Below are 22,569 nucleotides of genomic sequence, written 5' to 3' on the forward strand. Positions count from 1 at the left end.
TTTTCCGGTCGTTTCGGCTCAGCGGTAGGTGTGGTCCCCGGCCGGGCTCACTTGGTCGTCCACTTCCACATGGCGGGGTGGAAGTTGGCGAGCGAGTCCTGGGCGAAGCCGCCCAGGCCCTTCTTGACCACGGAGACCTGGTAGTCCGGCTCCGGCAGCCAGACGACCGGGAGGTCCTTGGCCAGGGCGGCGCTGTACTCGCGGACCGCTTCGCCGGAGGAGGAGGTGGTCGTCCGGGTGACCAGCTTGTCGACGGCGGGGTTGGAGTAGCTGCCGAAGTTGGAGCCGCCGCCGGAGGCGAAGAGCGAGTCACCGCTCGGGTAGGCCGGGAAGTACCAGCTGCCCGCGGAACCGAAGAACGACAGCTGCCACTTGCAGCCGGCGTCCTCGGCCTTGCACTGGCCGGACTGCGCGAGGACGGAGTTGACCGGGGCGGTCTTGATGCCGAATTCGATTCCGGTCTTGGCGAACGACGACTGCAGGGCGCTCATCATGTTGTCGGTCACGGTCGAGCCGGACTGCGACAGCACCTGCATCCGGAACTTGGTTCCCTTGTCCACTCCGGCGCCGCACTGGTTGCCACCCGTGCCCGGAGCGGTGCACACCATGGTGCCGTTCTGCTCGGTCCAGCCGTGGTCGGTGAGCAGCTGCCTGGCCTTGGTGGTGGAGAACGGGTACGGGTTGTTCTTCTGCTCGGGCGAGACGAAGGCCGAGCTCTGGCCCTGCGGGACCGGGCCGTAGGTGGAGACGGCGGTGCCGTTGAAGACGACCTTCGAGAGAGTGGTCTGGTCCACCGACATCTGGATCGCCTGTCGGGCGTAGAGCTGCTTGAACACCGGGCCCATGGCGGGGTTGTTGAAGTTGTAGGGCATGTACGTGATGGCCCAGCCGGACCACGGCTTCACGGTGTAGCCCTTGGCGGTGAAGGACGCTTCCTGGCTGAGGTTGGTGGCGTTGATGTAGCCGTAGTCGACCGTGCCCGCGCGGAGCGCGTTCTCCTCGGCGTCCGTGGTGGTGAACGGGAGCAGGTTCACCGTCTTGATGTTCGCCTTGCCGCCGCCGTCGTACTTGGCGTTGGCCAGCAGCTGGACCTTGCCGGCCGTGGAGAACGACTTGAGGGTGTACGGGCCGCTGACCGTCTTCCAGAGCGGATCGCTCGCATAGCCGGAGATCTTCTTGGCGGCGCCGTTCAGATACTCCCAGACCTTCTTCGCGTCCGCCTCGGTGCGGTCGAGGTCCGACACGGTGCCCGCGTCGCTCGTCTTGTCCCAGACGTGCTGCGGCATCGGGCGGATCATGCTCAACTCGTTGGCCAGCATCCACTGCTGGTTGTACGCCTGGTCGAAGGCGATGGTGAAGTGCGTGTCGTCGACGGTCTTCAGCGAGGTCCAGTTGTCCGGCGCCTTGCCGGGGCTGTAGCTGGCCCAGTCCTTCTTATTGGCCTTGACCAGGTTGAACCAGAACTCGACGTCGCGCGAGGTTATCTGCTTGCCGTCGCTCCAGTGCCGGTTGCCGAGCGTGATCGTGACGCTCTTGCCGTCCTTGGCGAAGTCCGCGGCCGTGGCGAGCGAGTTGTCCTTGTTCCAGCCGACCTTGCCGGTGGAGCCGTCGTACGCGATCAGCGGCTCCCAGAGGGACTGGGATATGGACGAGTTGTTGGTGTTCAGGTGCGCGGCGGTCCCGACCGGGAGGATCCAGTTCGGCGTGAAGTTGGCCGGCAGCGCGTAGTTGATGCTGTCCGACGAGGCGGAACCGGACGAGGACGTGCCCCCGCCGGAACAGCCGGACAGCAGCACAGTCGCAGTGGTGGCAGCGCCCGCGACGAGGGCCCAGCGGCGGCGGCTCGCCGCATGAGTAAGGAACATGATTCTCCTCGGAGTGAGAGGGCCCGCAGGCACCCGGGGGGCCGGCGCTGCGTTCACGACAGCTAACGCCGGAGCCGCCGAAGAAACAAACAAGAATTAGTAACAAGTAAGTTACTGCAAATTCGATGAAAGTCGGCTCGCCCCATTTCGCCCGACCACTTGGGACACTTAGGGGCGATATAGGGGGTTTCCCGGGTGACGCACTTCTTTCGGGACGCTGTTTCGCTGCGCGAAGTGCGGGCGTATCGTCTGCGCCACACACCACGTTGCGGAAGTAACTTTGTACATGACTGGAATAAGTGCGTGGGACCGCAAGGCCACGAAAGGGACCCCGGCGCTCGCCATGCGGGTCCTGGAACTCATCGCGTCGGGCCAGGCGACGTCACGTGCCGAGCTCGCCGAGCGCCTCGGTGCGGCCGCCTCCACCATCTCCCTCGCCGTGGGGCAACTGGTGGAACGCGGTCTGATCGCCGAAGAGGGCACTCAGTCCTCCACCGGCGGGCGCCCCCGCAAGGCACTGCGGCTCGGGAGCCGTGACGAGTTCGCCGTGGCCGCCGACCTCGGCGGCCGGCACGCCCGGATCGGCGTGGTGCTTCCCGGCGGCGGGCTGACCGACGTCTCGACCGTCCCCTTCCTGATCGCCGACGGGCCCGAAGCCGCCCTGCCCCGGCTGGCCGAGGCGCTGGAGGCGCTGGCCGAACAGCGTGGGATCGGCCGCCTGCGCGGGGTCGGACTCTCACTTCCCGGGCCGGTGGACATCGCCTCGGGTTCGGTCGTCCGGCCGTCGCGGATGCCCGGCTGGCACCGCTTCCCGGTCGCCTCCTGGCTGGAGGAGCGCTTCGGCCTCCCGGCGGCCGTGGACAACGACGCCAACTGCATGGCGGTCGGCGAGCACACCGTGCGCGATGACGGCCACGCCCAGACGATCATGGTGAAGATCGGGTCCGCGATCGGCGCGGGCGTGATGGCGCAGGGGCGCCTCTACCGCGGCGCGACAGGCGCCGCCGGGGACATCACCCACATCCGGATCGACGCCGGTGCCGATATCCCCTGCTCCTGCGGCAACACCGGCTGCCTGGAGACCGTGGCGTCCGGCGCCGCCCTCGTCCGCATCCTGCGCGAGCTCGGGACGGATGTGAACAGCCCCGAGGACGTGGCCCGACTGGCCCTCGACGGGGACCCACTGGCCACCCGCACGGTCCGCAGGGCCGGCGACTACCTGGGCCAGGTGCTGGCCGCCAACGTCAACTTCTTCAATCCGGACGCCGTCTACCTCGGCGGCATCCTCTCCACCCTGGAACAGTTCGTCGCCGCGGTGCGCAGCCGGCTCTACGAGAGCTGCCACCCACTCGTCACCGAACACCTCACCATCGAGCGGACCAGGCTCGGCGCCGACGCGGGGCTGGTCGGCGCCGGGCAGTTCGCCCTGCAGCGAGCCCTGGCGCACGCCCTGCACGAGGTGGACGGGACCGGCAGGTTCGGCACGCTCGCGCCCCGTCACCTCTGACGCCACACCCCTTACGAGGAGCCATGTCGCAATCCCGCACCGCAGCAACCCGCCCGGTCATCGCCATCGCCGGACTCGGCATCGAGTCCTCCACCTTCTCCCCCGCCCGGACGCGGGCAGCCGCCTTCCATCCCTCGCGCGGCGCCGAGGTGCTGGACCGCTACCCCTTCCTGGCCCCCGGCGAGGAGTTGCGTGAGGCGGCCTCCTGGCACGGCGCCCTGGTCGGGAAGTCGCTGCCGGGCGGTACCGTCACCGCCGAGGCCTGGGCCGAGCTGACCGACGAGCTGATCGAAAGGCTCGCCGCACTGCCCCGCCCGGACGGCCTCTGGTACGACATCCACGGTGCGATGACCGTGGAGGGCGTCGACGACGCCGAGGCCGTTCTGCTGGAGCGCATCCGTGCCACCGTCGGCCCCGACGTCCTCGTCTCCACCTCGATGGACCTGCACGGCAACGTCTCCCGCGAGCTCGTCCACGGCAGCGATCTGATCACGTGTTACCGGATGGCCCCGCACGAGGACCACATGGAGACCAAGGAGCGGGCCGTCCGCAACCTGGTGGAGCTGCTGGCGTCCGGGGCGCCGCGCCCGGTCAAGGCATGGGTGCCGGTGCCGGTGCTGCTGGCCGGCGAACAGACCTCCACCCGCATCGAGCCGGCCAGGAGCGTGTACGCGGCCGTGGACGACGTCGAGGCGATGGACGGCGTGACCGACGCCGCCATCTGGGTCGGCTACGCCTGGGCCGACGAACCCCGCAACCGCGCCGCGGTGGTGGTCACCGGCACCGACCGTGCCGCCGTGTCGGCCGGCGCGGAGCTCCTGGCCCAGGGGTTCTGGAAGGCCCGCGACGACTTCGCCTTCGTCGCCCCGACCGGCACCTTCGACGGCATCCTGGACGAGGCCCTGGGATCCGACCGGCGCCCGTACTTCATCAGCGACACCGGGGACAACCCGACCGCCGGCGGCGCCGGTGACGTGAGCTGGGGGCTGGCCCGGCTGCTGGCCCGCCCCGAGTTCCGGGCGGAGGACGGCCCGACCGTCATCTACGCATCGGTGCCGGGCCCGGCCGCCGTCGAGACCGCCGTCGCCGCCGGAGTGGGCGCCACCGTCACCGTCACCGCCGGGGCGGAGGTGGACGACCGGCACGCCGGCCCGGTCACCCTGACCGGTACGGTGCACGCCGTCCGGCACGGCGACCGGGACGCCCGGACCGAGGTCGTGATCCGGGTGGGCAGCGTGTACGCGATCCTCACCGAGCTCCGCAAGCCCTACCACCACGAACAGGACTTCACCGGCCTGGACCTCGATCCGCGGGGCGCCGACATCGTGATCGTGAAGATCGGCTATCTGGAGCCCGAGCTCTTCGACATGTCGGCCGGCTGGAAGATGGCGCTGACCCCCGGCGGTGTGGACCAGGACCTGGTGCGTCTGGGCCACCACCGCATCAGGCGCCCGATGTTCCCGTTCGACCGCGAGATGGCCGACCCGGATCTTCTCGCCCGCGTCATCCCCGCCTCGGACCGGCCGCTGACCGGGGACGACGAGTGACCGCACGTCCTGCCCTGGAGATCGCCGTCACCTCGCCGGCGGGCGCCCGCGCAGCCCGGGAGAGCGGCGCCGACCGGGTCGAGCTCTGCACCGCCCTGGAGCTGGGCGGCCTGACCCCGTCGGCCGCGCTGGTGGAGGCGGTCGCCGAGCAGGGGCTCCCGGTGCAGGTGCTGGTCAGATGCCGGCCCGGCGACTTCGTCCATGACGCGGAGGAGCTCGCCCTGATGGCCGCCGATGTGCGGTCCGTGGTGGCCTCCGGCGCCGCCGGAGTGGTGATCGGCGCGCTGACGGCCGACGGAGCTCTGGACACCGCGGCGATCGCCCGGCTCGCCGAGGCGGCCCGTGCCACGGGCCGCCCGGTGGACATCACGCTGCACCGTGCCATCGACCAGTCCGCCGATCCGGTGGCCGGCGCGGCGCTGCTGCCCGCACTCGGTCTGACCCGGGTCCTCACCTCGGGTGGCGCCCCCACCGCGGCCCGGGGGCGGGCGGTGATCGCCGCGATGGTCGCCGCCGCGCCGGGGGTAGAGGTGATGGCCGGCGGCGGCGTGCGCCTCGCCGACATCCCGGCCCTGACGGCGTCCGGTGTCGCCGCAGTCCACCTCTCCGCCAAGACCCGGGCGCCGCGCCGGCCCGGCGGCGCCTGGGTGCCCCTCGGCGCGGGCGGAACATCGGCCGAGCAGGACACCCATTTCGTCACCGACCCCGTAGTGGTGGCTCAGGCGCGGCGTGCGCTGGAGGCGGCCGGCTGACGTCGGCCACACGTACGACGGCGCCCTCGACCTTCCGGAAGGTCGAGGGCGCCGTCGTACGCGGTCCCGGGTCGCTCAGCAGCCGCCGCAGTTGTAGAAGGTCACGTCCCAGTGGCTGCCCTCGTCCGCGTAGATGTTGCCGGAGCCGGACTGGTACTGGGGCGCGCCGTCGCCGCGCAGGCCGATGTAGGCGAACACGCCGTGGATGTAGTTGGTGAGACAGGTGCTCTTGCCGAAGTCGAGCTTGTAGCCGTTCCAGTGCGAGTACGTGCCACTGGCGTGCCCGGTCTCGGTGCCGCCGGTGATGTTGAGCGCGCAGCCCGTGGCGCTCTTGAGGGTCTGGGCACCTTGGGCGCTCGGCAGGTTGAGCTGGTCGAAGGAGGTGCAGGTGGCGACGTTGCGGTTGGAGCAGCCACCGGAGGACGACCAGGTGACGCCGGACGAGGTGAATCTGGCGGTCGCCTGGCTGTGGGTGAGCTTGCTGACGGCGAAGGCGTCCGTCGCGCCGGAGAGCACGCCGACTCCGGGGGCGAAGAGGACACCCAGGACGAGGGCGAGAGCGGTCAGGACGGGGCGCAGGGTCATACGGGACACCATGGGGGGACTCCTCCTGTGCATGACAATCGGGCAGGGAGATAGTGCCCGAGTTCTACGCGCGTCGCCAGGGGGCCTGACGTAACGGCCGCGTGAACAGGTGGCGCAGAACCGCAGAAGTGGCGACCCTAGATGTTGAACTTTGAACAAGATGGGTCTACAGTCAATGTCGTTGAAGGTTAAACAACTACGTCGAGCCTCGCTCGATCACGTCCCCGAGGAGGAGCCATGGCTCTGTTCAACCGCAAGAACAACGACGCCCAGACCGCCGCCACCACCGCCGCCGTCGACCCGGCACTGGCCGCCCTCACCGGCGACTACACGATCGACCCGGCCCACAGCAGCATCGGCTTCACCGTGCGCCACGCGATGGTCACCAATGTGCGTGGCTCCTTCGGTGAGCACGAGGGCAGCCTGAAACTGGACGGCAGCAACCCGGCCGGCTCCGCCGCCTCGATCGACGTCAAGATCGCCAGCGTGGACACCGGCATCGCCGACCGTGACGGCCACCTGGTCAGCGGCGACTTCTTCGACGCCGAGAAGTTCCCCCTCATGACGTTCCGCTCGACCGCGGCCGAGCAGCTCGGCGGCGACAAGTACCGCGTCACCGGCGACCTCACCATCAAGGACGTCACCCGCCCGCTCGCCATCGACCTGGAGTTCAACGGCTCCGCGACCGACGTGTACGGCAACGAGCGCGTCGGCTTCGAGGGCAGCGCGGACATCCTGCGCTCCGACTGGGGCCTGACCTGGAACGCGGCGCTGGAGACCGGCGGCGTGATGGTCAGCGACAAGGTGAAGCTGAACTTCGACATCTCCGCGATCAAGGCCGCCGAACCGCAGGCCTGACACCCCGGCGACCACCGGCCCGAGCGCGCCCGCCTTCCGCCCCGCACGGGGAGGACGGCGGGCGCTCGGCGTTCAGCGTTCAGCGTTCGGCGACCGGCGACCGGCGACCGGCGACCGGCGACCACGGAACTATCGGGTCACCGATCACCCTGTTGTCAATCCGCTCTCGAATGTAGTACTTCTTATACATGAGCGAGCAGGTTCACAACAGGTTGGCGATAGTGCGCGCGGAACGCAAGGTGTCGCGACAGGCGCTGGCCGAAGCGGTCGGCGCCCACTACCAGACCATCGGCTACATCGAGCGCGGGCAGTACAACCCGAGCCTCGATCTCGCGCTGCGCGTCGCCGAGTTCTTCGATCTGCCGGTGGAGGCGCTCTTCTCCCTCCGCCCGTTCCGCCCGCTCACGGACGAGGTCTACGGGAGGAAGCAATGACCAGTACCACCGGGACATCCCGGCGCACCCACCACACGCGCCACGACCGGCGCATGTTCGCCCTCATGAACAACCGTCAGGCGCTCGCGCTGTACGCGACGGCCACGCGTCGCCGCGCGGCCGTCGCGGCCCATGTGGTGCTCACGGCGGCGGGCGTCGCCTCCTGCGTCGGCGCGTACGCCACCGACAGGCTCTGGCCCGCCGTCGCGTTGCTCGCCCTGCTCCTTCCCTGGTGCCTGGCCACCGGTGTGATCAACGGCGCCACGCGCGGGCTGCTGGAACTGCGCTCGCACGTCCTGGACGAACGCCAACTCGCGGAGCGGGACAGGGTGCGGGCACGGGCGCACCGCCTGACCACGTATCTGCTGGCGTGCGCCGTCGTCGGCGTCGTAGCGGCGGGTCGGGCCGGTCACGTACCCGCCGGAACCCTGCTCGCACCCGTCCTGGCCGCGGTGTTCATCACGCACTGGCTGATGCCGTTGTGGATGGCCGGCCTCGCGGCGCAGGACGAGCCGGCCGGGGAGCCGGAGGCCCCGTAGCCGGGCATCGTTCGTCCCCGCGGCGGTCTCCGCGGGCAAGGGTTCATGATCCGCTCAACGGTTGGGCGGCCGGAGCGTCGAGGTTCGCCGCTCCGGCCGCCCGCTCCCCCGGCCGCCGAGGTCAGCCCATGCTCTTGGCGCCGTCCAGCGACTCACGGAGGATGTCGGCGTGGCCGGCGTGCTGGGCGGTCTCGGTGGCGATGTGCATCAACACCTGACGGACCGACCACTGCTTGCCGGGCTCGGTCCACGGAGCCTTCGGCAGCGGCTGGGTGTGGGACAGGTCGGGCACGGTGACGACCAGGTCATCGGTCCGGCGGGCCACTTCGGCGTAGTCGTCGAGCACGCCCGCCAGCGTCTCGTCGGGCAGCAGCTTGAATTCGTCGACGCGCTCGGCGAAGTCGGCCTCGGTCATGGCGGTGAAGTCCGGCATCGCCGACGGGCCCTTCAGGATGAAGGCCGTCCAGGCCCGCTCGACCGAGGCGACGTGTTTGATGAGACCGCCCAGACACAGCTCACCGGCGGTGGTCCGAAGTCGCGCCTGCTCGTCGGTGAGGTCACGGGTGGTGAAGCGCAGGAAGTGCCGCTGCTTGGCGAGCATTTCCAGCAGGTCGGCGCGCTCGGCGCTGACGGCCGGGGTCTCGGCCGCGTCACGGGTGTCCTGCTCGTTGATGTTCATCATCTCTGCCTTCGGTCGTTCCTGTTCCGCCGGTCGAGGACCACAGTAGGAGCCGTATAGGCCAGATCCCGACCTGATCGGACGGGGAATGGTGGACGTGCCGACCGTGACGCCGGACGGCGCGCCCACCATATGACCAGGCGTCAGCGTCGGCGCAGCTTCAGCGCGTTGTCGGTGCGGGTGGTCGGATTCCCGTCCGGGTCGTTCTGCACGCGCTCGTGCTCCTCGCTGAGCAGCACGTCCCACTCCCCCGCCGGGAGTTCGAGGGAGACGAGCACCTCGTCGGGGGTGGGGAGGTGCATGTCCGCGTGGTTGTGCTCCCAGGACGGGAAGCCCGCGTGCCCGACGATCAGCAGCACTCCGCCGGGTGCGACGGCCGCCGCGGCCCGGCGCAGAATCCGTTCGCGCGGCAGATCGCCCATCGAGTGCAGGAACTGGGCCGAGACGAGGTCGTACTCCCCCTCGGGGAAGGAGACCCCGAGGTCGTGGAACTGCCAGTCGACCCTGTCGGCGACGCCCGCGTCGGCCGCGTGCTCGGCGGCCCGGTCGAGAGCGACGCGCGAGATGTCCGTGGCGGTGACCTGCCAGCCCCAGCGCGCCAGCCAGACCGCGTCGGCCCCTTCTCCGCACCCGAGGTCCAGGGCGCGCCCCGGCGTGAGGCCCTCCACCTCACGCACGAGCGCGGTGTTGGGGTTCCCGCTCCAGATCCGGTTGCTCTCGCGGTAGCGCTCGTCCCAGAGTTCCGCGTCGGACGGCGGCGTGCTGTCGGTTGTCATCGTGTCTCCTGCAGTCCGTGACGGCGGCTTCCGAGCGTCTTCTCGCACACCTGTCGCTCGGCCTCCGCCGAGAACGGGGCGCGGCGGGCCCCGACCGCGCGCCGGGTGTCGTCGGCCACCAGATCGGCGTTGAGGGCGGAGGCCGCCTTCAACCCCGCCGCGGCGGAGCCGATGACCTGCTCCATCAGGTTGGTGACGTTACCGGCGACCCATACTCCGGGCACCTCGGTCGCACCGGAGGGATCGGACGCGATGTACGTACCGACGGTGTGGGCACCCGTCTCCAGCGCGGTGGGATGCAGGCCGAGACCGTCCAGGACGCCCGACCGCGCGGTGAACCGCGGCTGGACGACCACGGCCTCACGCGGCACGACCCGCCCGCCGGCCAGCCTCACCCCGCTGAGCCGGTCCCCGCTCGACTCGATACCGGTCACCTCGCCGTCCACCACGGCGATTCCTCGCGCGGCGAGCTGCTCGTACTCCTCGTCGTCCGGCTCGGGCGCGGTGTGCAGGAAGAGCGTGACGTCGTCGCTCCACTGCCGCCAGAGCAGCGCCTGGTGCACGGCCATCGGGCTCATGGCCACGATCCCGACGGGCCGGTCCCGCACCTCCCAGCCGTGGCAGTACGGGCAGTGCAGCACGCCACTGCCCCAGTGCTCGGCCAGACCGGGGATCGGCGGCAGCTCGTCGACGAGCCCGGTGGTGACGAGCAGACGTCGCGCCGTGACGGCCGTCCCGTCCTCCCGTACGACCCGGAACCCGCCCCCGCCCGACAGCCGCTCGGCCGAGACGGCCTCCCCCTCGACGATCTCGGCCCCGTACCCGGCGGCCTCCGCGCGCCCGCCGGCCAGCAGTTCCCCGGGCGGGGTGCCCTCGCGGCCCAGGTAGTTGTGCGCGTGGGCCGCTGGTGCGTTGCGCGGGCTGCCGGCGTCGATCACCAGCACCGACCGTCTGGCCCGGGCCAGCGCCAGCGCCCCGCTCAGACCCGCGGCCCCGCCGCCGATCACCACCACGTCGTACATCTGCGTCATGTCGCTCATGCGAAACACCTCCATCTGCGGAGATGGTGCGCCTCAGCCCCGGACATCGGCAAACATCTTTGCGGGTTCGGCAAACTCGCACCAGACGACCTTGCCGGGGCTCCGCTCCCCCACACCCCACGCGTCGGCGAGCGCCGATACCAGCAGCAGCCCACGCCCGCCCTCCGCCTCGGGAGCGGGGCACGAAGCCGCGGGGGCGTCACCGCCGCCGCTGTCTTGGATCTCGATCCTGGGCCTGCCGTCGGCGCGCTCCCAGTGCAGGTGGATACGGAACCCGCGCCCCGGCGGCACCCCGTGCACGAGCGCGTTGATGACGAGCTCACTCACGCAGAGCAGTACGTCGTCGCGAGTCAGGTCGTACAGCTCGGCTGTACGACCTCTGACGGGTCATCCGGAGCCCGTGGCGGGGAGAGCAACCGCATGCAGTCGGCAAATCTGACGGAGCATGGCCGAATAGAGGCACGACGAGGCACGTCCCGTCAGGTGGAGGGGCCCACCGGCCCCCGCGCGATCAGGACATCGGCCCTGTGGTGCCAGCCGAGGGCGGAGTAGAGGCGCTGGCCTTCCTCGCTGGCAATGAGCAGACCGGTACGGGCCCCCTGGGACACGGCGGCCTCCGCCAGAGCGCTCATCACGGCCCGGCCCAGTCCGCGTCGGCGGTGCGCTGCGTCCGTCTCGATGCGATCGGCGATCGCCTCAGCACCAACCACGGCAATGGAGCCGCGCGCTGCCACGCCTCCCGAAGGATCACGAAGGGAGACGACCGTGACCGGCCCCTCGGTGCGGACCTCGCGCTCGTAAGGCGCGGCAGGCACGTACTGCGGGTGCTCGGTCAGATCGGTCGTCATGAGCCACTCGGACCGGTGGACCAACTTCAGTCCGGCGGCGCTGACGATGGCTTCGACTGTGCCCGGGCTCAGCGTGGGCACGGTGAGCCAGGTGGGCTGCTGCGCGGCGGCGACGACTGACGCCAGCTGTGCCAAGGACTCGGGGTCCTCGTCCGCACGCAGTGCGAACACCTCTACCTCGCGACCGGGCTGGTCGCACTCGGACCGCAGGCCGCTCCCGGCGGGATCGACCGGTTCGGCCTCGGGCAGGGAGCGGGCGACGGTCCAGCCGTCAAGCCAACGCCGTATGAGCCCTGCTTCGATCTTCGTCATCAGGCGATTAGAGCATGAGCACATCCGGTGGGTCGGCCGGTCCTACGCCGGTGCGTATGCCCGCAGACAACGACAACCGCTCGTTCACCGTGGCGGACGGCGTGGAGGTGCCCGTCGCCGCACCCGGAACGGCCTGGACCGTCGGTGCGGTCGTCCTCAATCGGGACGGCGCGGCCTTCGCCCAGCGGCGCGGCCCGGAGTGGTCCAAGCACTCCGCCCTCGGCTGGTTGGGGCCCGACGACCTGGACCGGCTCAAGGCAACCGGGCCCCCGGCGAGTTCCTGATCCACGACCTGATCGCGGAGGCCGTACGCTCCCGCCCACGGGCGGTCCGAGGCGGCGGACAGCGCGGGAGGCCTCAGGCGGGGCCGATGGCCTTCTCGGTGCGGGTGGGCTCGCTACCGGGCGGCTCCTTCTCCCGGCGCGGGAGCAGCAGCGGGGTGGCCAGGAGGACGACTCCGGCGACGGCGATGGCGAGGCGCGGGCTCGTGGCGGCGGCCAGCAGGCCCCACAGGGCGGTCATGGCCGCGATGGCGGCGCTGCTGCTGATCGACCAGGCGGACAGGGTGCGGGCCACCCGGTCGGGGGCGGTGTGGTCGAGCCGGTAGGTGGCCAGCAGTGGGTTGAACAGCGCGCAGCAGGTCACCAGGCCGAGCTGGACCACGATGATGAGTGCCATGCCGGGGACGCCGGGCCCGACGAACGCGAGACCGACGGGCCAGCAGGCACGCAGCGCCCCTGAGGTGATCATCGTCCGGTGCCTGCCGAACCGCTCCGCCAGCGGGTGGGCGAGGCGGGAGCCGATGAGGCCGCCGACGCAGGGGGCCGCGAAGACGAGACCGTACTGCCAGGGTGCGAAGCCGAGCGGGCCCAGCAGGAGCACGGCGAGGAGCGGCCCGGAGGCCATGATCAGGCCGTTGACCACGATCGAGTTGATGAGCAGCGGGCGCAACGCGCGATGGCCGAGGATGTAGCGCCAGCCGTCGAGCAGGTCGTCCGTCCGCAGTCGCGGCGCGGCCGGGCGCGCGGGGCCGGGTTCCGTTCCGCCGATGGCACGGATGCCCAGCGCGGAGAGCAGGTAGCTGACCGCGTCGGCCACCACGGTCGTCACCGGGCCGAACAGTCCGATCGCGGCCCCGCCGAGCGGTGGTCCGATCATGGTCGAGGTCCATGTCGTGGATTCGAACCGGCCGTTCGCGACGAGGAGGTCTCGCGGTGGTACGAGCGTCTTCAGATAGGCGCCGCTCGCCGCCTTGAAGGCGATGTCGGCCGCCGCGACGACGACCGAGACGAGCAGGAGCTGGACGAAGCCGAGCAGTCCGAGCGCGAACGCGGCGGGGATGCTCATCAGGGCCGCGAACCGGATCAGGTCCATCGCGATCATCACCGGCCGCTTGTGCCGGAACTCCACCCAGGGGCCGAGCGGCACCGCGAGCAGCGCCCCCACCGCCCGCCCGGTGGCGGCCAGCGCCGCCACCTGGGTGGGCCCGCTGTGCAGCACGAGGACCGCGATCAGGGGGAGCGCGCCGAACCCGAGCCCGGTCCCGTACGAGCTGACCGCGTACGCCGCCCACAGCCACCCGAACCGCCGCCCCAACGCCCGTCTGCCCGCCATGCCCCACATGCCTCCCGCCGACCCGGACCGGCGGTGCGCCGGTCATCGGCATCAAAGCGAGTCGGGGGCGGGGAGAGCAAACAACCGTTCAGACCCGGCACAACCACCGGTTGTGCGAAGACTCCCGCTGAGCGTGCCGGGCCACTGCCCCGGGCCCGTCAGAGCCCGGCGCGCAGGGCGTTGACGCGTGCGGCGGCGGCGTCGAAAGCGGTGCCGTTGAGCTGACCGGACGCCAGGGCGTCGCTCAGTGCGGTCACCGCCTCGTCGCCCTGGGAGACGCTGCGGGACGAGCAGAGCAGGAGGTCCATGCCCGCGGACGCGGCCTGGACGGCACGCTTGGAGGTACTGCCGAAGGACTGGAGGGCACCCGCCTCCAGGGCGTCGGTGATCGTGACCCCGGTGTAGCCGAGCCGGTTGCGCAGTTCGCCGACGACGGTCGGGGACAGCCCGGCGGGGCGGGCGGAGTCCAGGGCGGTGTAGATGGCCCAGGACAGCATGACGAGCTTGGTACCGGCGGCGATGGCGTCCCGGTACGGTGCCTCGTCCACGCTGCGGAGGGTGGCGGCAGACGTGGTGATGGTGACGGGACGCAGATCCGTGTTCTGGCTCGCGGACGCGGGGCCGAGGCCGGGAAAGTGCTTGGCGGTGGCGGCGACGCCGGCGCCCTGCTGAGCGGTGATGAAGGTCGATCCGCAACTGGCCACGGATGCGGCCGACTTGCTGTACGACCGCTCGTACTGGTCGGTGAAGTCGCCGTCCGTGCGGTAGACGTCGAGGACCGGCGCGAGGTTCACGTTCATGCCGACGCCCGCGAGGTTCACGCCCGCGCCGTTGCCGGTGAAGTCGGCCCACTGGTGCGGGTCGGCGGCTGCGCCGACGTCCTTGGCGGACATGACGGGTTCACCGGGCAGCCGGCGGATCATGCCGCCTTCCTGGTCCGTCATCAGGAGCAGTGGGGCCTTCACGGGCGACGAGGCGTGTGCCGCGTTCATCGACTGGATGACGCCCTCGATCTGGCTGAGGCTGTCCACGTTCTCCCCGAAGAAGATCACGCCTGCCGTGCGGCCCTCCTTGATGGCGTTCATCAGGGAGGCGGGAGGCGTGAGTCCGGGGTAGGAGTGGATGACGCACTGCCCGGCGCGCTGCTGGGGGGAGAGGGCAGCGGCGCGGATGCGCGCGCTCTCGGGAATCCGCACGGCCGCCTCCGAACCGGCCGCCGGTCCCAGCCCGCCGACCAGGGCGGCGGTTGCGGCGATCAGGGCACCGCGCCTGCTGAGGGGTGGTGTCGAGCTCATGACTTGCTCCTTCGTGAACGGTCATGGAGCCGGACGGGACCTCGGGAGGGAAACGAAAGGGCCGGAGCAGCCGGGGAGGACCGCTCCGGCCCGTGTACCCCTCACGCAGAGGCCACGCCCGGGAGGGGGAGACTTGTTCCGGCGTCCACCGTCACGGAGTGTTGTTGGCGAGAGCCAGCAGGCGGGAGCGGTCGCCGCTGAAGCGGTCGCGGTCGACGTTGCCCGAGACGCCGTTCACCGCGCCGGTGGAGGTGTACTGCCAGACCGTCCAGAAGGGGAAGCCCGCCGGGATGCTGGGGGTGCCGGTGGTCCAGTTGGCTACCCACAGCGGGCTGCGGGCGGACATGCCGTCCCAGCCGCCGGTGCACTCGTTCCACCAGCTCGGGCTGGTGTAGATCACGACGTCACGACCCGTGCGGGCCTTGTACGTGTTGTAGAAGTCGAGGACCCACTGGCGCATGGCGGCCTGGGAGTAGCCGTAGCAGGTGCCCTCGATGTCCAGCACGCCCGGGAGGGTGAGGTTGTCGCGGGACCAGGCCCCACCGTTGCTCGCGAAGAAGTCCGCCTGGGCGGCGCCGCCGGAGACGTCGGGCCGCGCGTAGTGGTAAGCGCCCCGGATCACACCGGCGTTGTAGGAGTTCAGGTAGTTGGCACTGAACGTCGGGTCCGTGTAGGTGAGTCCCTCGGTCGCCTTCATCCAGGAGAACTCGATGCCCGCCGCGCGGACGGAGCTCCAGTTGATGCCCCCCTGCCAGCTGGAGACGTCGATGCCCTCGGGGTTCGCCTTGAGGCCAGCGTCCGGCTGGGCCCCGACGTGCAGCCGGCCGGTGTCCGGCTTGAAGTCCTTGCCGTCCTGGAGGTAGCCGACTCCCATGTACCCCTTGCCGTACGGCACGGGGTTGTCCGGTACGGGCGCCGCAGACGCGGGGCCGGACATCAGGGTCAGCAGCAGCGCGGCGCTCATGCCGACGACGCCGGCCACGGTGAGTCTCTTCTGGGTGGACCTGAGGGAAATGCTCCGGGGGAACATGGTGGCCTCCTGCTTGTGGGGGGACATGCGGTCCGCGACGGTCTACGCGCGTCGAGTTGTCGCGAACACGACACAGTCAGCCACAGGAACAGGCCGTGGTAAATAGTTTTCCGTTTCGTTAGTTGTCTAGACCTCTCTGCGCCCTGGTGAGCTGTACAAACGACCGGCGCCCGACAGAAGTTTTCTGAACTGACGGTTCTTCACCCGGCGGTTATGCCTGGACTTCGGCCGCCGGACGGTACGTGCACACCTGTACGCCCGTGCCGCTGGTGACGGCCGAGACCAGTTCCAGCGCGCGCAGTCCGCCGTCCTCGGGGAAGATCGACTTTCCGCCGCCCAGCAGCACCGGCATGATCACGAGCCGGAGTTCGTCGACCAGGCCCTCGCTCAGCAGGCCGCGCACGAGCGTCGGGCTTCCCATGACCAGCAGATCGCCGTCACCCGTCCCGCGCAGCTCCTGGATGCGGGCGGTGAGCTTCCCGCCGGGGATGCGCTCGGTGTTGTCCCACGTCAGGTCGGAGTCGCCCAGGGTGTCGGTCACGACGTACTTCTCGATGGCGTTCATCCGGTCGGCGAACGGGTCACCGGCCCGCTCGGGCCATGCCGCGGCCATCGTCTGCCAGGTGCGCCGGCCGAAGAGCAGGGCCCCGGCCCCGTCCAGCGAGTCGTTGAAGGCACCGCCCACCACCTCCGGGTCGAAGAAGGGGTGCGACCAGCCGCCGTGGGCGAAGCCACCGGACGGGTCCTCCTCCGCGCCGCCCGGCGCCTGCACGACGCCGTCCAGGCTGATGAACTCGCTGATGGCGATGCGCATGTCAGTCACTCCTCGGGGTCGGATCAGGCGTACGGGAGAAGAGACCGCCACCGCGACCGGAACTCATCGCTGCCGCGCGGAGGGCCTCAGAAACCGCCGCCGCCGAAGTCCCCGCCACCGCCGCCACCGAAGCCGCCCCCGTCGCCGAAGCCTCCGCCGTCACCGAACCCGCCGCCGCCGAAGCCCGAGGAGTCGAAGTCCGAGCCGGAGAAGTCACCGCCCGAGAAGTCGCCGCCCGCGCCGAAGTCGCCCCCGCCGTACTCCGCCGCGTACGCCGGGGTGGAGAGCATCGAGCCCAGCATCGTGCCGACCAGCAGGCCGGGCAGCAGGCCGCCGCCGAAGTAGCCGCCCGCCCAGGGGCCGTACGCCGGGCCCGCCTCCCAGTAGGGGCGGCGGCGGCCGTCACCCATGTCGACGGTGCGGCTCATCGGGTCCTCGCCGTCGCGCAGCCGGACCTCGTCGGCGCCGCACACCGGGACCTCGCGGGCCGTACCGCCCGACGGGGACCAGCGGACGTCGGCCACCGAGGGCCCGTGGCGCGGGTCGAAGAAGCAGGGCGGGCGGCGGGCGGGCAGTTCGGCGCCGGTGCGCCGCGCCTCCAGGACGGCGAGCGAGTAGCGCCCGTCCTCCAGGGCCTCGGTCACCCCGCGCACGTCCGAGGGGTGCCGGGCGTGCGCCATACGCGCTTTCGCGCTCTCGTAGGAGTCCAGGGCCCGCTCGTAGTCCGCGCGCATCGAGTCGTCGGCGCCCGTCTCCGCGGGGTGGAAGTCCAGCCGGTCCAGTGTCTCCCCGTACGCGGTGATGTCCTCGTCCACGACGACCCGCAGCCGGTCGAGCGCGGCCTGCTCGTCGGCCTCCTTGCGCCTGCGGTTGCGGCGCACGACCGCGTAGGCGCCCGCGCCGCCGATGACCACCACAGCGCCGACCGCGATCAGGCCGGCGGTTGGCGAGCTCCGGCCGGACGAGGAGCCGCCCCAGGAGGACGGGGCGTGGCCGCGGGCCTGCTCGACGGCCCGGTCGACGAAGGAGTTCAGCTGGGTCGCGGCGTCGGTGCCGGAGCCGGGCGCCTTCACGGCGGCGGTGAGGTTGCGTACCGCCTGCTGGGACATCACCTGCGGGTCGCTGCCGGCGTTGAAGCCGTCGCCGAGGCGGATGGCGTACACACCGGTGATTCCGGTGTCGGCGCGCAGCGTCCTGAGCACGCTCGACGCGGGGAAGGCCGAGGTCTGCGGCAGTACGGCCACGAACACCGGTTTGTCGGCGCTCTTGATCTTCTTCGTCAGGGCGGCGGCCTGGGCGCGGGAGAGCTGTCCGGCCGCGCCCGGATCGACGTACACCGGGCTCTTGCGCAGCGCCTGCGCGACATCGTTCACCGTGGAGGCCCGCAGCGCGGCGGGCGAGGACGACGCCGGGGCGGCCAGGCCCAGGGCTGCCGCCGAGAGGATCAGCAGCAGGCCGGCCAGCAGGGTCGGGAACAACCTGTTCCGCATACCTCGAACGTAACCCAGATGCACGGCACGCGCGTCGCGGGAGTCAGCGCCTGCCCTCCAGCACCCTGTCCAGGGCGAGCGCTGCGGTACTCCCCAGCAGCACGGCGGCGAGCATCATCGAGCCGACCTCGGCGTCCAGGTCGCTCCAGCCGTTGACCAGGGACAGGACCAGCGTGAAGGCCGGGACCGTCAGGGCCGCCGTCAGATGGCGGGGCAGGGAGTCGCGGTGCGGGGCACGGTGGACGCGGGCGGCGGCCAGGGTGCAGGCGGTCATCGTCAGCACGTTCGGAACGTAGATGAGGGCGACCCGCCAGCCGAAGGAGTAGAGGCGGGAGTCGAAGACGTCCTGGACCGCGTAGTTCACCACGACGCTCATCAGCGTCAGGGCGAGGAGACCGACGGCCCAGGAACGGACCAGGGGGAAGAACCAGCCGGGGCGCGCCTGGCTCCCCCATGTCTGTATGTGATGTGCTGACGCGGGGGCCTGGTTGGTGCGCATGCCGTACATCCGGTACCTCTCACTCCTCGGGCTTGTCATGTCACGGGTCGCGAGTCGCACACGCTATCTCAGCCGCCGGACGCGAAGGGTCAAGCAGTGAACGCACGGGGTCGGTCCAGGAACCAGGGACGACACATCGGCCGCCGGACCGTGCTCGGGGCCGGGGTCGTGGGTGCCGGGGCCGTGGTGGCGTGGCGGGTCTTCGGTGATTCCGGCGGCCCGGCCATCGCCACCCCGGCCGAGCGGAGGGCCGCCTGGACGTACGCGATGGACGGGGCCGACGCCGGGACGAGCCGGCTGACGGTCGCGGGCGACTCCCTCTACGTCACGGGCAGCGGCCCGCTCTCCGTGCACGCGGTGAGCACCTCCGGCGGACGCCGGCGGTGGGTGGCCGAGGTGACCGGCGGCAAGCAGGGGGAAGCGGCGCTCGGTCCCGTCACGGTGGCCGACGGGACCGTCTACGCCGTGGCCGAGGGCGGACACGTCAACGCCTTCGCGGACGCGGACGGCAGCCGGCGCTGGGCGAGCGAAGCGCTGGGCGGCGGCCCGCCGGCGGCTCCGGTGGTCATCGGCCGGACGCTCTGCGTGCTGATGGAGACGGAGAAGGCGGCGGACGAGGCCGGTGGCACCCGCACCCTGGTCCAGGGCGTGCTGTGCGGGCTGGACGTGGGGAGCGGGCGCGTGAAGTGGCGGGCCGGCGGCAACCGGCTGCTGCTGGCGGACCGCTCGCGCGGACAGCTGATCGCGGACGCCCGGGACGGCGACGGACTCTCGGCTCTCGACGCGGGGACGGGCGAGCGGCGCTGGTCGCTGCCGAAGCAGGACAGCGTGGCGCTCGGGCCGGAGCTGCTGTACGCGACCGGGTCCGGCAAGGGTGACGAGGTCGCCGCCTACGACCTGTCCACCGGGGAGCGGCGCTGGAAGTCCCCCGCGCCGCCGAAGGAGTTCGAGGACGACCCCGGCGCCCGGCTCACCGTCTCCGCAGACGGCCGCACGGTCCACGCCTGTGAGGGCGGGACCGGCGCGGTGTACTCCTACGATGCCGCGACGGGCGACAGGCGCTGGCGCGTCACGGTCGATTCGCCGGTGGCTCCCGAGGTGGCGTCGGGCAACTCCGCGGTCTTCCTGGCGTCGAGCGACGGCTTCCGGGCCGCGCACGCGTCCGGCTCGGGTTTCCACATTCCGTTCACCGGCGGGGAGAAGAAGCCCGGCGGCTATGTGACGGCGCGGGCCCTGTCCGACGGAAAGCAGCTGTGGCGTACGGATTCCGACGACTGCACCTCGGCGCCGGCCGCGGCGGGTGGCTCGGTCCTGGTGAGCCACACCTCGCAGACGTGGGCGTACGACGCCCGCACCGGGGCGGCGCGCTGGCGGGTGACGGGCGAGCCCGGGGCGGGCGGTGTCCCCCTGGTCGACGGCGGCAGGCTGTATGTGGTCACGGATGCGGGGATCGCCGCCGTCGAGGTGTGACCTCACACCGGACGGTGTGTCATATCACATCCAGGGAAAAGGATTTGGGTCCGAGGGCCCATGTGCGTCCAAAATGTTGATCAGTATCATCCCAGGAGATCAACTCCCCACACTGATCACGTCGCACGGAAGGAACCACAAGCATGGAGCACCGCGGACCGACAGGCGCAACGGTGCGAAGAGGCCGACGGGGAATCCGGCGGGGAGTCGCGGTGCTGGGCGGTGCGACGGCCGCGGTGCTGCTGCTGGCCGGCTGTGGGGGTGACGCGGAGAGCGAGGGGCCCGCGCAGGGCTACGAGCGGCTGAAGTCGCCCGGGGTCACAGTGGACTTCCCCTCGGAGTGGAAGGCGCAGTCCGAGGCGGAGCGGCCCGAGGCGGCCGACGCGGCGGCGGTGCTGGAGCGGGACGGGCGTCAGCTCGGGAAGATCTCGGTCGTGCTGAAGTACGACGACTCCGGGGACGCCGAGAAGGCGGCGGCCTCCGCCCTCGGTGACCACGAACTCCGGTCGAAGATCGAGAAGTTCAAGGACTACGAGGTCAGCGGCACCGATGACGGCCAGCGGATCAACTACTCCTTCGAAGGAACCGGCGCAGCGGGCGCACCGCCCAAGGGCGAGCCGGTCAACGGGGTCGACGTGGTGGGCACGGACAAGAGCGGCGACACGTTCCTGGTCCGGATCAACGCGGCCGAATCCGCTCTGAGCTCGGACGAGTTGGAGAAGGTCGTCGAGACGGTCCAGGTCGTCGGCTCCGAGTGATTCGGGCGGCGGGCCCGGGGTTCCGGGCCGCGTCGCATCAGATGGTCCACAAGCCGGTCGGGTAGCGACCGGCGTCCTTTCGTTGCCCGTGACCCGTGTTCGTACAGCAGCGGTTACGGGCCGCCGTCTCGCTGTGCACGCGAGGCGTTCACACATTCTGGAAAAATTTCATCACCCCGCGGATGCCCCGCGGGGAGGGGGCGGGGGACATGAAACCCTTCGAATGGCCGAGGTCGATATCCGGCCGGTCGTCGGCCGATGCCGGGCAGGGAGCCATCGACTACGCGGGCGTCGTCGTGGTGGTCGTCGCGGTGGTGGGAGGCATGGCCGCCACGGGTATCGGCGGCGGTCTGACACAGCGGATCGCCGCACAGATATGCAGCCTGACCGGCGGATCGAACTGCGACATCACGACCGTCGGTGCCAAGGGCCCGAAGTCCGAGGACAGGGACAAGGCCTACCGGCCCGTGCTCTGCAACACGAAGAACGAGCAGAGCGACACGGGCCAGGAGGCGAAGGTCGCCTTCGTCAAGCTGGGCAGCAAGTTCACCATGAAGCGGGAGGAGTTCACCGACGAGTCGGAGACCCTCCCGGACGGCAAGAAGGGCACCGGGAAGCGCGTCGTGATCACCGTCCAGGAGGGCGGTTCGGCCGGCCTGGAGACCGGGGTCAAGGCGAAGATCGGCGGCAAGAAGGTCAACGTCCTCGATCTGGGCGCCGGGGTGGAGGTGAAGGACGGTGACTCCTGGGTCTTCTCCGACCCGAAGAAGGCATCCGAGTTCCAGGAGAAGGTCAAGGACCTCCAGGACTCGCCTCCGAAGGAAGCCGGAAAGGGGTTCCTCCGGATCTTCGGGGTCGACCTCGACAAGGACGAGCGCAAGAACTTCAGCGAGGAGTACAAGGACAACCACATCACCACCGAAGAGACGAAGGTGAAGGCGAACGCCGAGCTCGGGCTGGAAGGCGACACGGGGAACAACGCCTACGGGATCACCGGGGCCGTCGACGCGAGCGGTACGAAGCGCACCGCGACCAACAACTGGCTGCATCCCCCGGTCATCTCCACCACCCGCGACTTCGAGGTCAGCGCCAAGGCGAGCAAGAGCTGGGGCAAGAAGGACGGCCCCGCCAAGAGCAAGAACGAGGCCGGTATCGGCTTCAACGGCGCCATCACCGTCACGCGGTACTCCTCCGGCCCGAACAAGGGCAAGCTGGCCCGGATCGACGTCGTCAAGACGGTCACCAAGGAGGGCAGCGACTCCACCAGTGCCGAGGCGGACAAGGAGGCCAAGGGGGGCAGCGGCAAACACCGCAAGGGCAAGCACCGCAAGGGCGCCAAGGGCACCGTCAAGGGCGGGAACAAGGACGCCCTCAAGAACGTGGAGACCACCACCACGACCCTCGCCTTCCCTCCGGAGACGGAGATCACGGACGAGCAGCGCGCCAACCGCGAGATGGCGGAAGAGGCCATCGGCCGGGGGAACAACGACATCGTCGGCAGTTCCGAGGGCAAGCCGAACGTGGACGGCCAGACGCTCACCGGCATGATGACCCAGGAGATTCCCCGGCACTCGCCCGACAAGCCGGGAACGCCGCTCTCCAAGAGCAAGGACCCGTACGCCCGCCTGCTCCACGACAACGCCATCGGCAGCAGGACGACGCACCAGCTGAAGGCCAACAGCAAGGAGTCGGGCTTCGAGATCAAGGCCGGGGTGTCGCTCGGATACACGGCGAAGAGCGACACGGAGACCGGGAAGATCCAGAAGGCCGAGTTCCTCGGGGCTCCGCAGGGGACGAACGGGGCCCGCTCCTTCAAGCCCATCGAGGCGTGCAGCTGAGGGCTGTCCCGTAGGATCC

At 70.6% G+C, this 22,569-nt stretch carries 22 protein-coding genes and 1 pseudogene; 10 read left to right on the top strand and 13 right to left on the bottom strand.

The annotated features are described in order from the left end of the window. Positions 1-47 precede the first annotated feature (47 nt). Positions 48-1,865 carry a peptide ABC transporter substrate-binding protein gene (locus tag ACFVJX_RS09375; protein ID WP_384134077.1) on the bottom strand — a complete coding sequence of 606 codons (1,818 nt, stop codon included), beginning with the start codon at positions 1,863-1,865 and terminating at the stop codon, positions 48-50. A 286-nt stretch (positions 1,866-2,151) separates the two neighbouring features. Between ACFVJX_RS09375 and ACFVJX_RS09380 the strand changes: the two genes are divergently transcribed. The 3 genes from ACFVJX_RS09380 to ACFVJX_RS09390 are packed head-to-tail and all read left to right on the top strand — an operon-like array spanning position 2,152 to position 5,671. After that, on the top strand, positions 2,152-3,372 hold the full coding sequence (locus ACFVJX_RS09380) for an ROK family protein (protein WP_384134074.1): 1,221 nt from the start codon (positions 2,152-2,154) through the stop codon (positions 3,370-3,372). A 23-nt stretch (positions 3,373-3,395) separates the two neighbouring features. Beyond that, positions 3,396-4,919 (top strand): M81 family metallopeptidase, encoded by a 1,524-nt coding sequence (locus ACFVJX_RS09385; RefSeq protein ID WP_384134071.1) that lies wholly within the window; start codon positions 3,396-3,398, stop codon positions 4,917-4,919. After that, entirely contained in the window at positions 4,916-5,671 is a 756-nt protein-coding gene (locus ACFVJX_RS09390) for a copper homeostasis protein CutC (RefSeq protein WP_384134068.1), read from the top strand. The genes ACFVJX_RS09385 and ACFVJX_RS09390 overlap by 4 nt, the downstream gene beginning before the upstream one ends. A gap of 75 nt (positions 5,672-5,746) precedes the next feature. On the opposite strand, the gene ACFVJX_RS09395 is transcribed toward ACFVJX_RS09390, so the two are convergent. Then, complete coding sequence (locus ACFVJX_RS09395) at positions 5,747-6,268, bottom strand: hypothetical protein (protein ID WP_384133052.1); 522 nt, start codon at positions 6,266-6,268, stop codon at positions 5,747-5,749. A gap of 225 nt (positions 6,269-6,493) precedes the next feature. On the opposite strand from ACFVJX_RS09395, the gene ACFVJX_RS09400 reads away from it, so the two are divergent. The 3 genes from ACFVJX_RS09400 (at position 6,494) to ACFVJX_RS09410 (ending at position 8,087) form a co-directional block, all read left to right on the top strand. After that, positions 6,494-7,114 carry a YceI family protein gene (locus ACFVJX_RS09400; protein ID WP_384133055.1) on the top strand — a complete coding sequence of 207 codons (621 nt, stop codon included), beginning with the start codon at positions 6,494-6,496 and terminating at the stop codon, positions 7,112-7,114. 188 nt (positions 7,115-7,302) lie between these two features. Continuing rightward, a complete protein-coding gene (locus ACFVJX_RS09405; RefSeq protein WP_384133058.1) occupies positions 7,303-7,548 on the top strand; it encodes a helix-turn-helix transcriptional regulator in 246 nt (81 codons plus the stop codon). Then, positions 7,545-8,087, top strand: a complete 543-nt coding sequence (locus tag ACFVJX_RS09410) for a hypothetical protein (RefSeq protein ID WP_384133061.1) — start codon at positions 7,545-7,547, stop codon at positions 8,085-8,087. Before ACFVJX_RS09405 ends, ACFVJX_RS09410 begins: the two co-directional genes overlap by 4 nt. Positions 8,088-8,208: 121 nt before the next feature. Here the strand turns inward: ACFVJX_RS09410 and ACFVJX_RS09415 are convergent, their stop codons facing one another. From ACFVJX_RS09415 to ACFVJX_RS09435, 5 genes and pseudogenes are all read right to left on the bottom strand, one after another. Further along, positions 8,209-8,766, bottom strand: coding sequence for a DinB family protein (locus ACFVJX_RS09415; RefSeq protein WP_384133064.1), 558 nt, complete (start codon positions 8,764-8,766; stop codon positions 8,209-8,211). A gap of 143 nt (positions 8,767-8,909) precedes the next feature. Further along, positions 8,910-9,542 (bottom strand): SAM-dependent methyltransferase, encoded by a 633-nt coding sequence (locus ACFVJX_RS09420; protein ID WP_384133067.1) that lies wholly within the window; start codon positions 9,540-9,542, stop codon positions 8,910-8,912. Continuing rightward, positions 9,539-10,582 carry an NAD(P)/FAD-dependent oxidoreductase gene (locus ACFVJX_RS09425; RefSeq protein ID WP_384133070.1) on the bottom strand — a complete coding sequence of 348 codons (1,044 nt, stop codon included), beginning with the start codon at positions 10,580-10,582 and terminating at the stop codon, positions 9,539-9,541. Before ACFVJX_RS09425 ends, ACFVJX_RS09420 begins: the two co-directional genes overlap by 4 nt. After that, positions 10,579-10,945: pseudogene (locus ACFVJX_RS09430) on the bottom strand (ATP-binding protein). Before ACFVJX_RS09430 ends, ACFVJX_RS09425 begins: the two are co-directional and overlap by 4 nt. A gap of 116 nt (positions 10,946-11,061) precedes the next feature. After that, positions 11,062-11,742 carry a GNAT family N-acetyltransferase gene (locus tag ACFVJX_RS09435; protein ID WP_384133073.1) on the bottom strand — a complete coding sequence of 227 codons (681 nt, stop codon included), beginning with the start codon at positions 11,740-11,742 and terminating at the stop codon, positions 11,062-11,064. A gap of 56 nt (positions 11,743-11,798) precedes the next feature. Between ACFVJX_RS09435 and ACFVJX_RS09440 the strand changes: the two genes are divergently transcribed. Then, the gene (locus ACFVJX_RS09440) at positions 11,799-12,026 is read left to right on the top strand and encodes a hypothetical protein (RefSeq protein ID WP_384133076.1); all 228 of its coding nucleotides are present in this window, start codon (positions 11,799-11,801) and stop codon (positions 12,024-12,026) included. 73 nt (positions 12,027-12,099) lie between these two features. Here ACFVJX_RS09440 and ACFVJX_RS09445 read toward each other — a convergent pair whose 3' ends face one another. The 6 genes from ACFVJX_RS09445 to ACFVJX_RS09470 all read right to left on the bottom strand — a co-directional run bounded on the left by ACFVJX_RS09445 (position 12,100) and on the right by ACFVJX_RS09470 (position 18,484). Beyond that, entirely contained in the window at positions 12,100-13,356 is a 1,257-nt protein-coding gene (locus tag ACFVJX_RS09445) for an MFS transporter (RefSeq protein WP_384133079.1), read from the bottom strand. Positions 13,357-13,514: 158 nt separating this feature from the next. After that, positions 13,515-14,651, bottom strand: a complete 1,137-nt coding sequence (locus ACFVJX_RS09450; RefSeq protein ID WP_384133081.1) for a glycoside hydrolase family 3 N-terminal domain-containing protein — start codon at positions 14,649-14,651, stop codon at positions 13,515-13,517. A 151-nt stretch (positions 14,652-14,802) separates the two neighbouring features. Continuing rightward, positions 14,803-15,708, bottom strand: a complete 906-nt coding sequence (locus ACFVJX_RS09455; RefSeq protein ID WP_384133084.1) for a GH25 family lysozyme — start codon at positions 15,706-15,708, stop codon at positions 14,803-14,805. Between the two features lie 184 nt (positions 15,709-15,892). Next, entirely contained in the window at positions 15,893-16,495 is a 603-nt protein-coding gene (locus ACFVJX_RS09460; protein WP_384133087.1) for a dihydrofolate reductase family protein, read from the bottom strand. Between the two features lie 86 nt (positions 16,496-16,581). Beyond that, positions 16,582-17,985: a hypothetical protein gene (locus ACFVJX_RS09465; RefSeq protein ID WP_384133090.1), complete on the bottom strand. Its 1,404-nt coding sequence runs from the start codon at positions 17,983-17,985 to the stop codon at positions 16,582-16,584. A 43-nt stretch (positions 17,986-18,028) separates the two neighbouring features. Beyond that, positions 18,029-18,484 carry a hypothetical protein gene (locus ACFVJX_RS09470; protein ID WP_384133092.1) on the bottom strand — a complete coding sequence of 152 codons (456 nt, stop codon included), beginning with the start codon at positions 18,482-18,484 and terminating at the stop codon, positions 18,029-18,031. Between the two features lie 96 nt (positions 18,485-18,580). Here ACFVJX_RS09470 and ACFVJX_RS09475 point away from each other — a divergent pair, with 96 nt between their 5' ends. From ACFVJX_RS09475 to ACFVJX_RS09485, 3 genes are all read left to right on the top strand, one after another. Next, positions 18,581-19,954: a PQQ-binding-like beta-propeller repeat protein gene (locus ACFVJX_RS09475; RefSeq protein ID WP_384133095.1), complete on the top strand. Its 1,374-nt coding sequence runs from the start codon at positions 18,581-18,583 to the stop codon at positions 19,952-19,954. A gap of 212 nt (positions 19,955-20,166) precedes the next feature. Continuing rightward, a complete protein-coding gene (locus ACFVJX_RS09480; protein ID WP_384133098.1) occupies positions 20,167-20,712 on the top strand; it encodes a hypothetical protein in 546 nt (181 codons plus the stop codon). A 209-nt stretch (positions 20,713-20,921) separates the two neighbouring features. After that, entirely contained in the window at positions 20,922-22,550 is a 1,629-nt protein-coding gene (locus ACFVJX_RS09485) for a hypothetical protein (protein ID WP_384133101.1), read from the top strand. The last annotated feature ends 19 nt before the right edge of the window (positions 22,551-22,569 follow it).

The sequence above is a fragment of the Streptomyces sp. NPDC127177 genome, assembly GCF_042672475.1.
In the GTDB taxonomy this organism is placed as follows: Bacteria; Actinomycetota; Actinomycetes; order Streptomycetales; family Streptomycetaceae; genus Streptomyces.

What these genes read in the sequence shown, in the direction of transcription:
- ACFVJX_RS09420 (WP_384133067.1), bottom strand. Translation starts at nt 9,542, where the DNA reads ATGACAACCGACAGCACGCCGCCGTCCGACGCGGAACTCTGGGACGAG.
- ACFVJX_RS09460 (WP_384133087.1), bottom strand. Translation starts at nt 16,495, where the DNA reads ATGCGCATCGCCATCAGCGAGTTCATCAGCCTGGACGGCGTCGTGCAG.
- ACFVJX_RS09450 (WP_384133081.1), bottom strand. Translation starts at nt 14,651, where the DNA reads ATGAGCTCGACACCACCCCTCAGCAGGCGCGGTGCCCTGATCGCCGCA.
- ACFVJX_RS09445 (WP_384133079.1), bottom strand. Translation starts at nt 13,356, where the DNA reads ATGGCGGGCAGACGGGCGTTGGGGCGGCGGTTCGGGTGGCTGTGGGCG.
- ACFVJX_RS09485 (WP_384133101.1), top strand. Translation starts at nt 20,922, where the DNA reads ATGAAACCCTTCGAATGGCCGAGGTCGATATCCGGCCGGTCGTCGGCC.
- ACFVJX_RS09440 (WP_384133076.1), top strand. Translation starts at nt 11,799, where the DNA reads ATGCCCGCAGACAACGACAACCGCTCGTTCACCGTGGCGGACGGCGTG.
- ACFVJX_RS09385 (WP_384134071.1), top strand. Translation starts at nt 3,396, where the DNA reads ATGTCGCAATCCCGCACCGCAGCAACCCGCCCGGTCATCGCCATCGCC.
- ACFVJX_RS09470 (WP_384133092.1), bottom strand. Translation starts at nt 18,484, where the DNA reads ATGCGCACCAACCAGGCCCCCGCGTCAGCACATCACATACAGACATGG.
- ACFVJX_RS09400 (WP_384133055.1), top strand. Translation starts at nt 6,494, where the DNA reads ATGGCTCTGTTCAACCGCAAGAACAACGACGCCCAGACCGCCGCCACC.
- ACFVJX_RS09375 (WP_384134077.1), bottom strand. Translation starts at nt 1,865, where the DNA reads ATGTTCCTTACTCATGCGGCGAGCCGCCGCCGCTGGGCCCTCGTCGCG.
- ACFVJX_RS09465 (WP_384133090.1), bottom strand. Translation starts at nt 17,985, where the DNA reads ATGCGGAACAGGTTGTTCCCGACCCTGCTGGCCGGCCTGCTGCTGATC.
- ACFVJX_RS09435 (WP_384133073.1), bottom strand. Translation starts at nt 11,742, where the DNA reads ATGACGAAGATCGAAGCAGGGCTCATACGGCGTTGGCTTGACGGCTGG.
- ACFVJX_RS09405 (WP_384133058.1), top strand. Translation starts at nt 7,303, where the DNA reads ATGAGCGAGCAGGTTCACAACAGGTTGGCGATAGTGCGCGCGGAACGC.
- ACFVJX_RS09425 (WP_384133070.1), bottom strand. Translation starts at nt 10,582, where the DNA reads ATGAGCGACATGACGCAGATGTACGACGTGGTGGTGATCGGCGGCGGG.
- ACFVJX_RS09410 (WP_384133061.1), top strand. Translation starts at nt 7,545, where the DNA reads ATGACCAGTACCACCGGGACATCCCGGCGCACCCACCACACGCGCCAC.
- ACFVJX_RS09415 (WP_384133064.1), bottom strand. Translation starts at nt 8,766, where the DNA reads ATGAACATCAACGAGCAGGACACCCGTGACGCGGCCGAGACCCCGGCC.
- ACFVJX_RS09395 (WP_384133052.1), bottom strand. Translation starts at nt 6,268, where the DNA reads ATGGTGTCCCGTATGACCCTGCGCCCCGTCCTGACCGCTCTCGCCCTC.
- ACFVJX_RS09455 (WP_384133084.1), bottom strand. Translation starts at nt 15,708, where the DNA reads ATGTCCCCCCACAAGCAGGAGGCCACCATGTTCCCCCGGAGCATTTCC.
- ACFVJX_RS09380 (WP_384134074.1), top strand. Translation starts at nt 2,152, where the DNA reads ATGACTGGAATAAGTGCGTGGGACCGCAAGGCCACGAAAGGGACCCCG.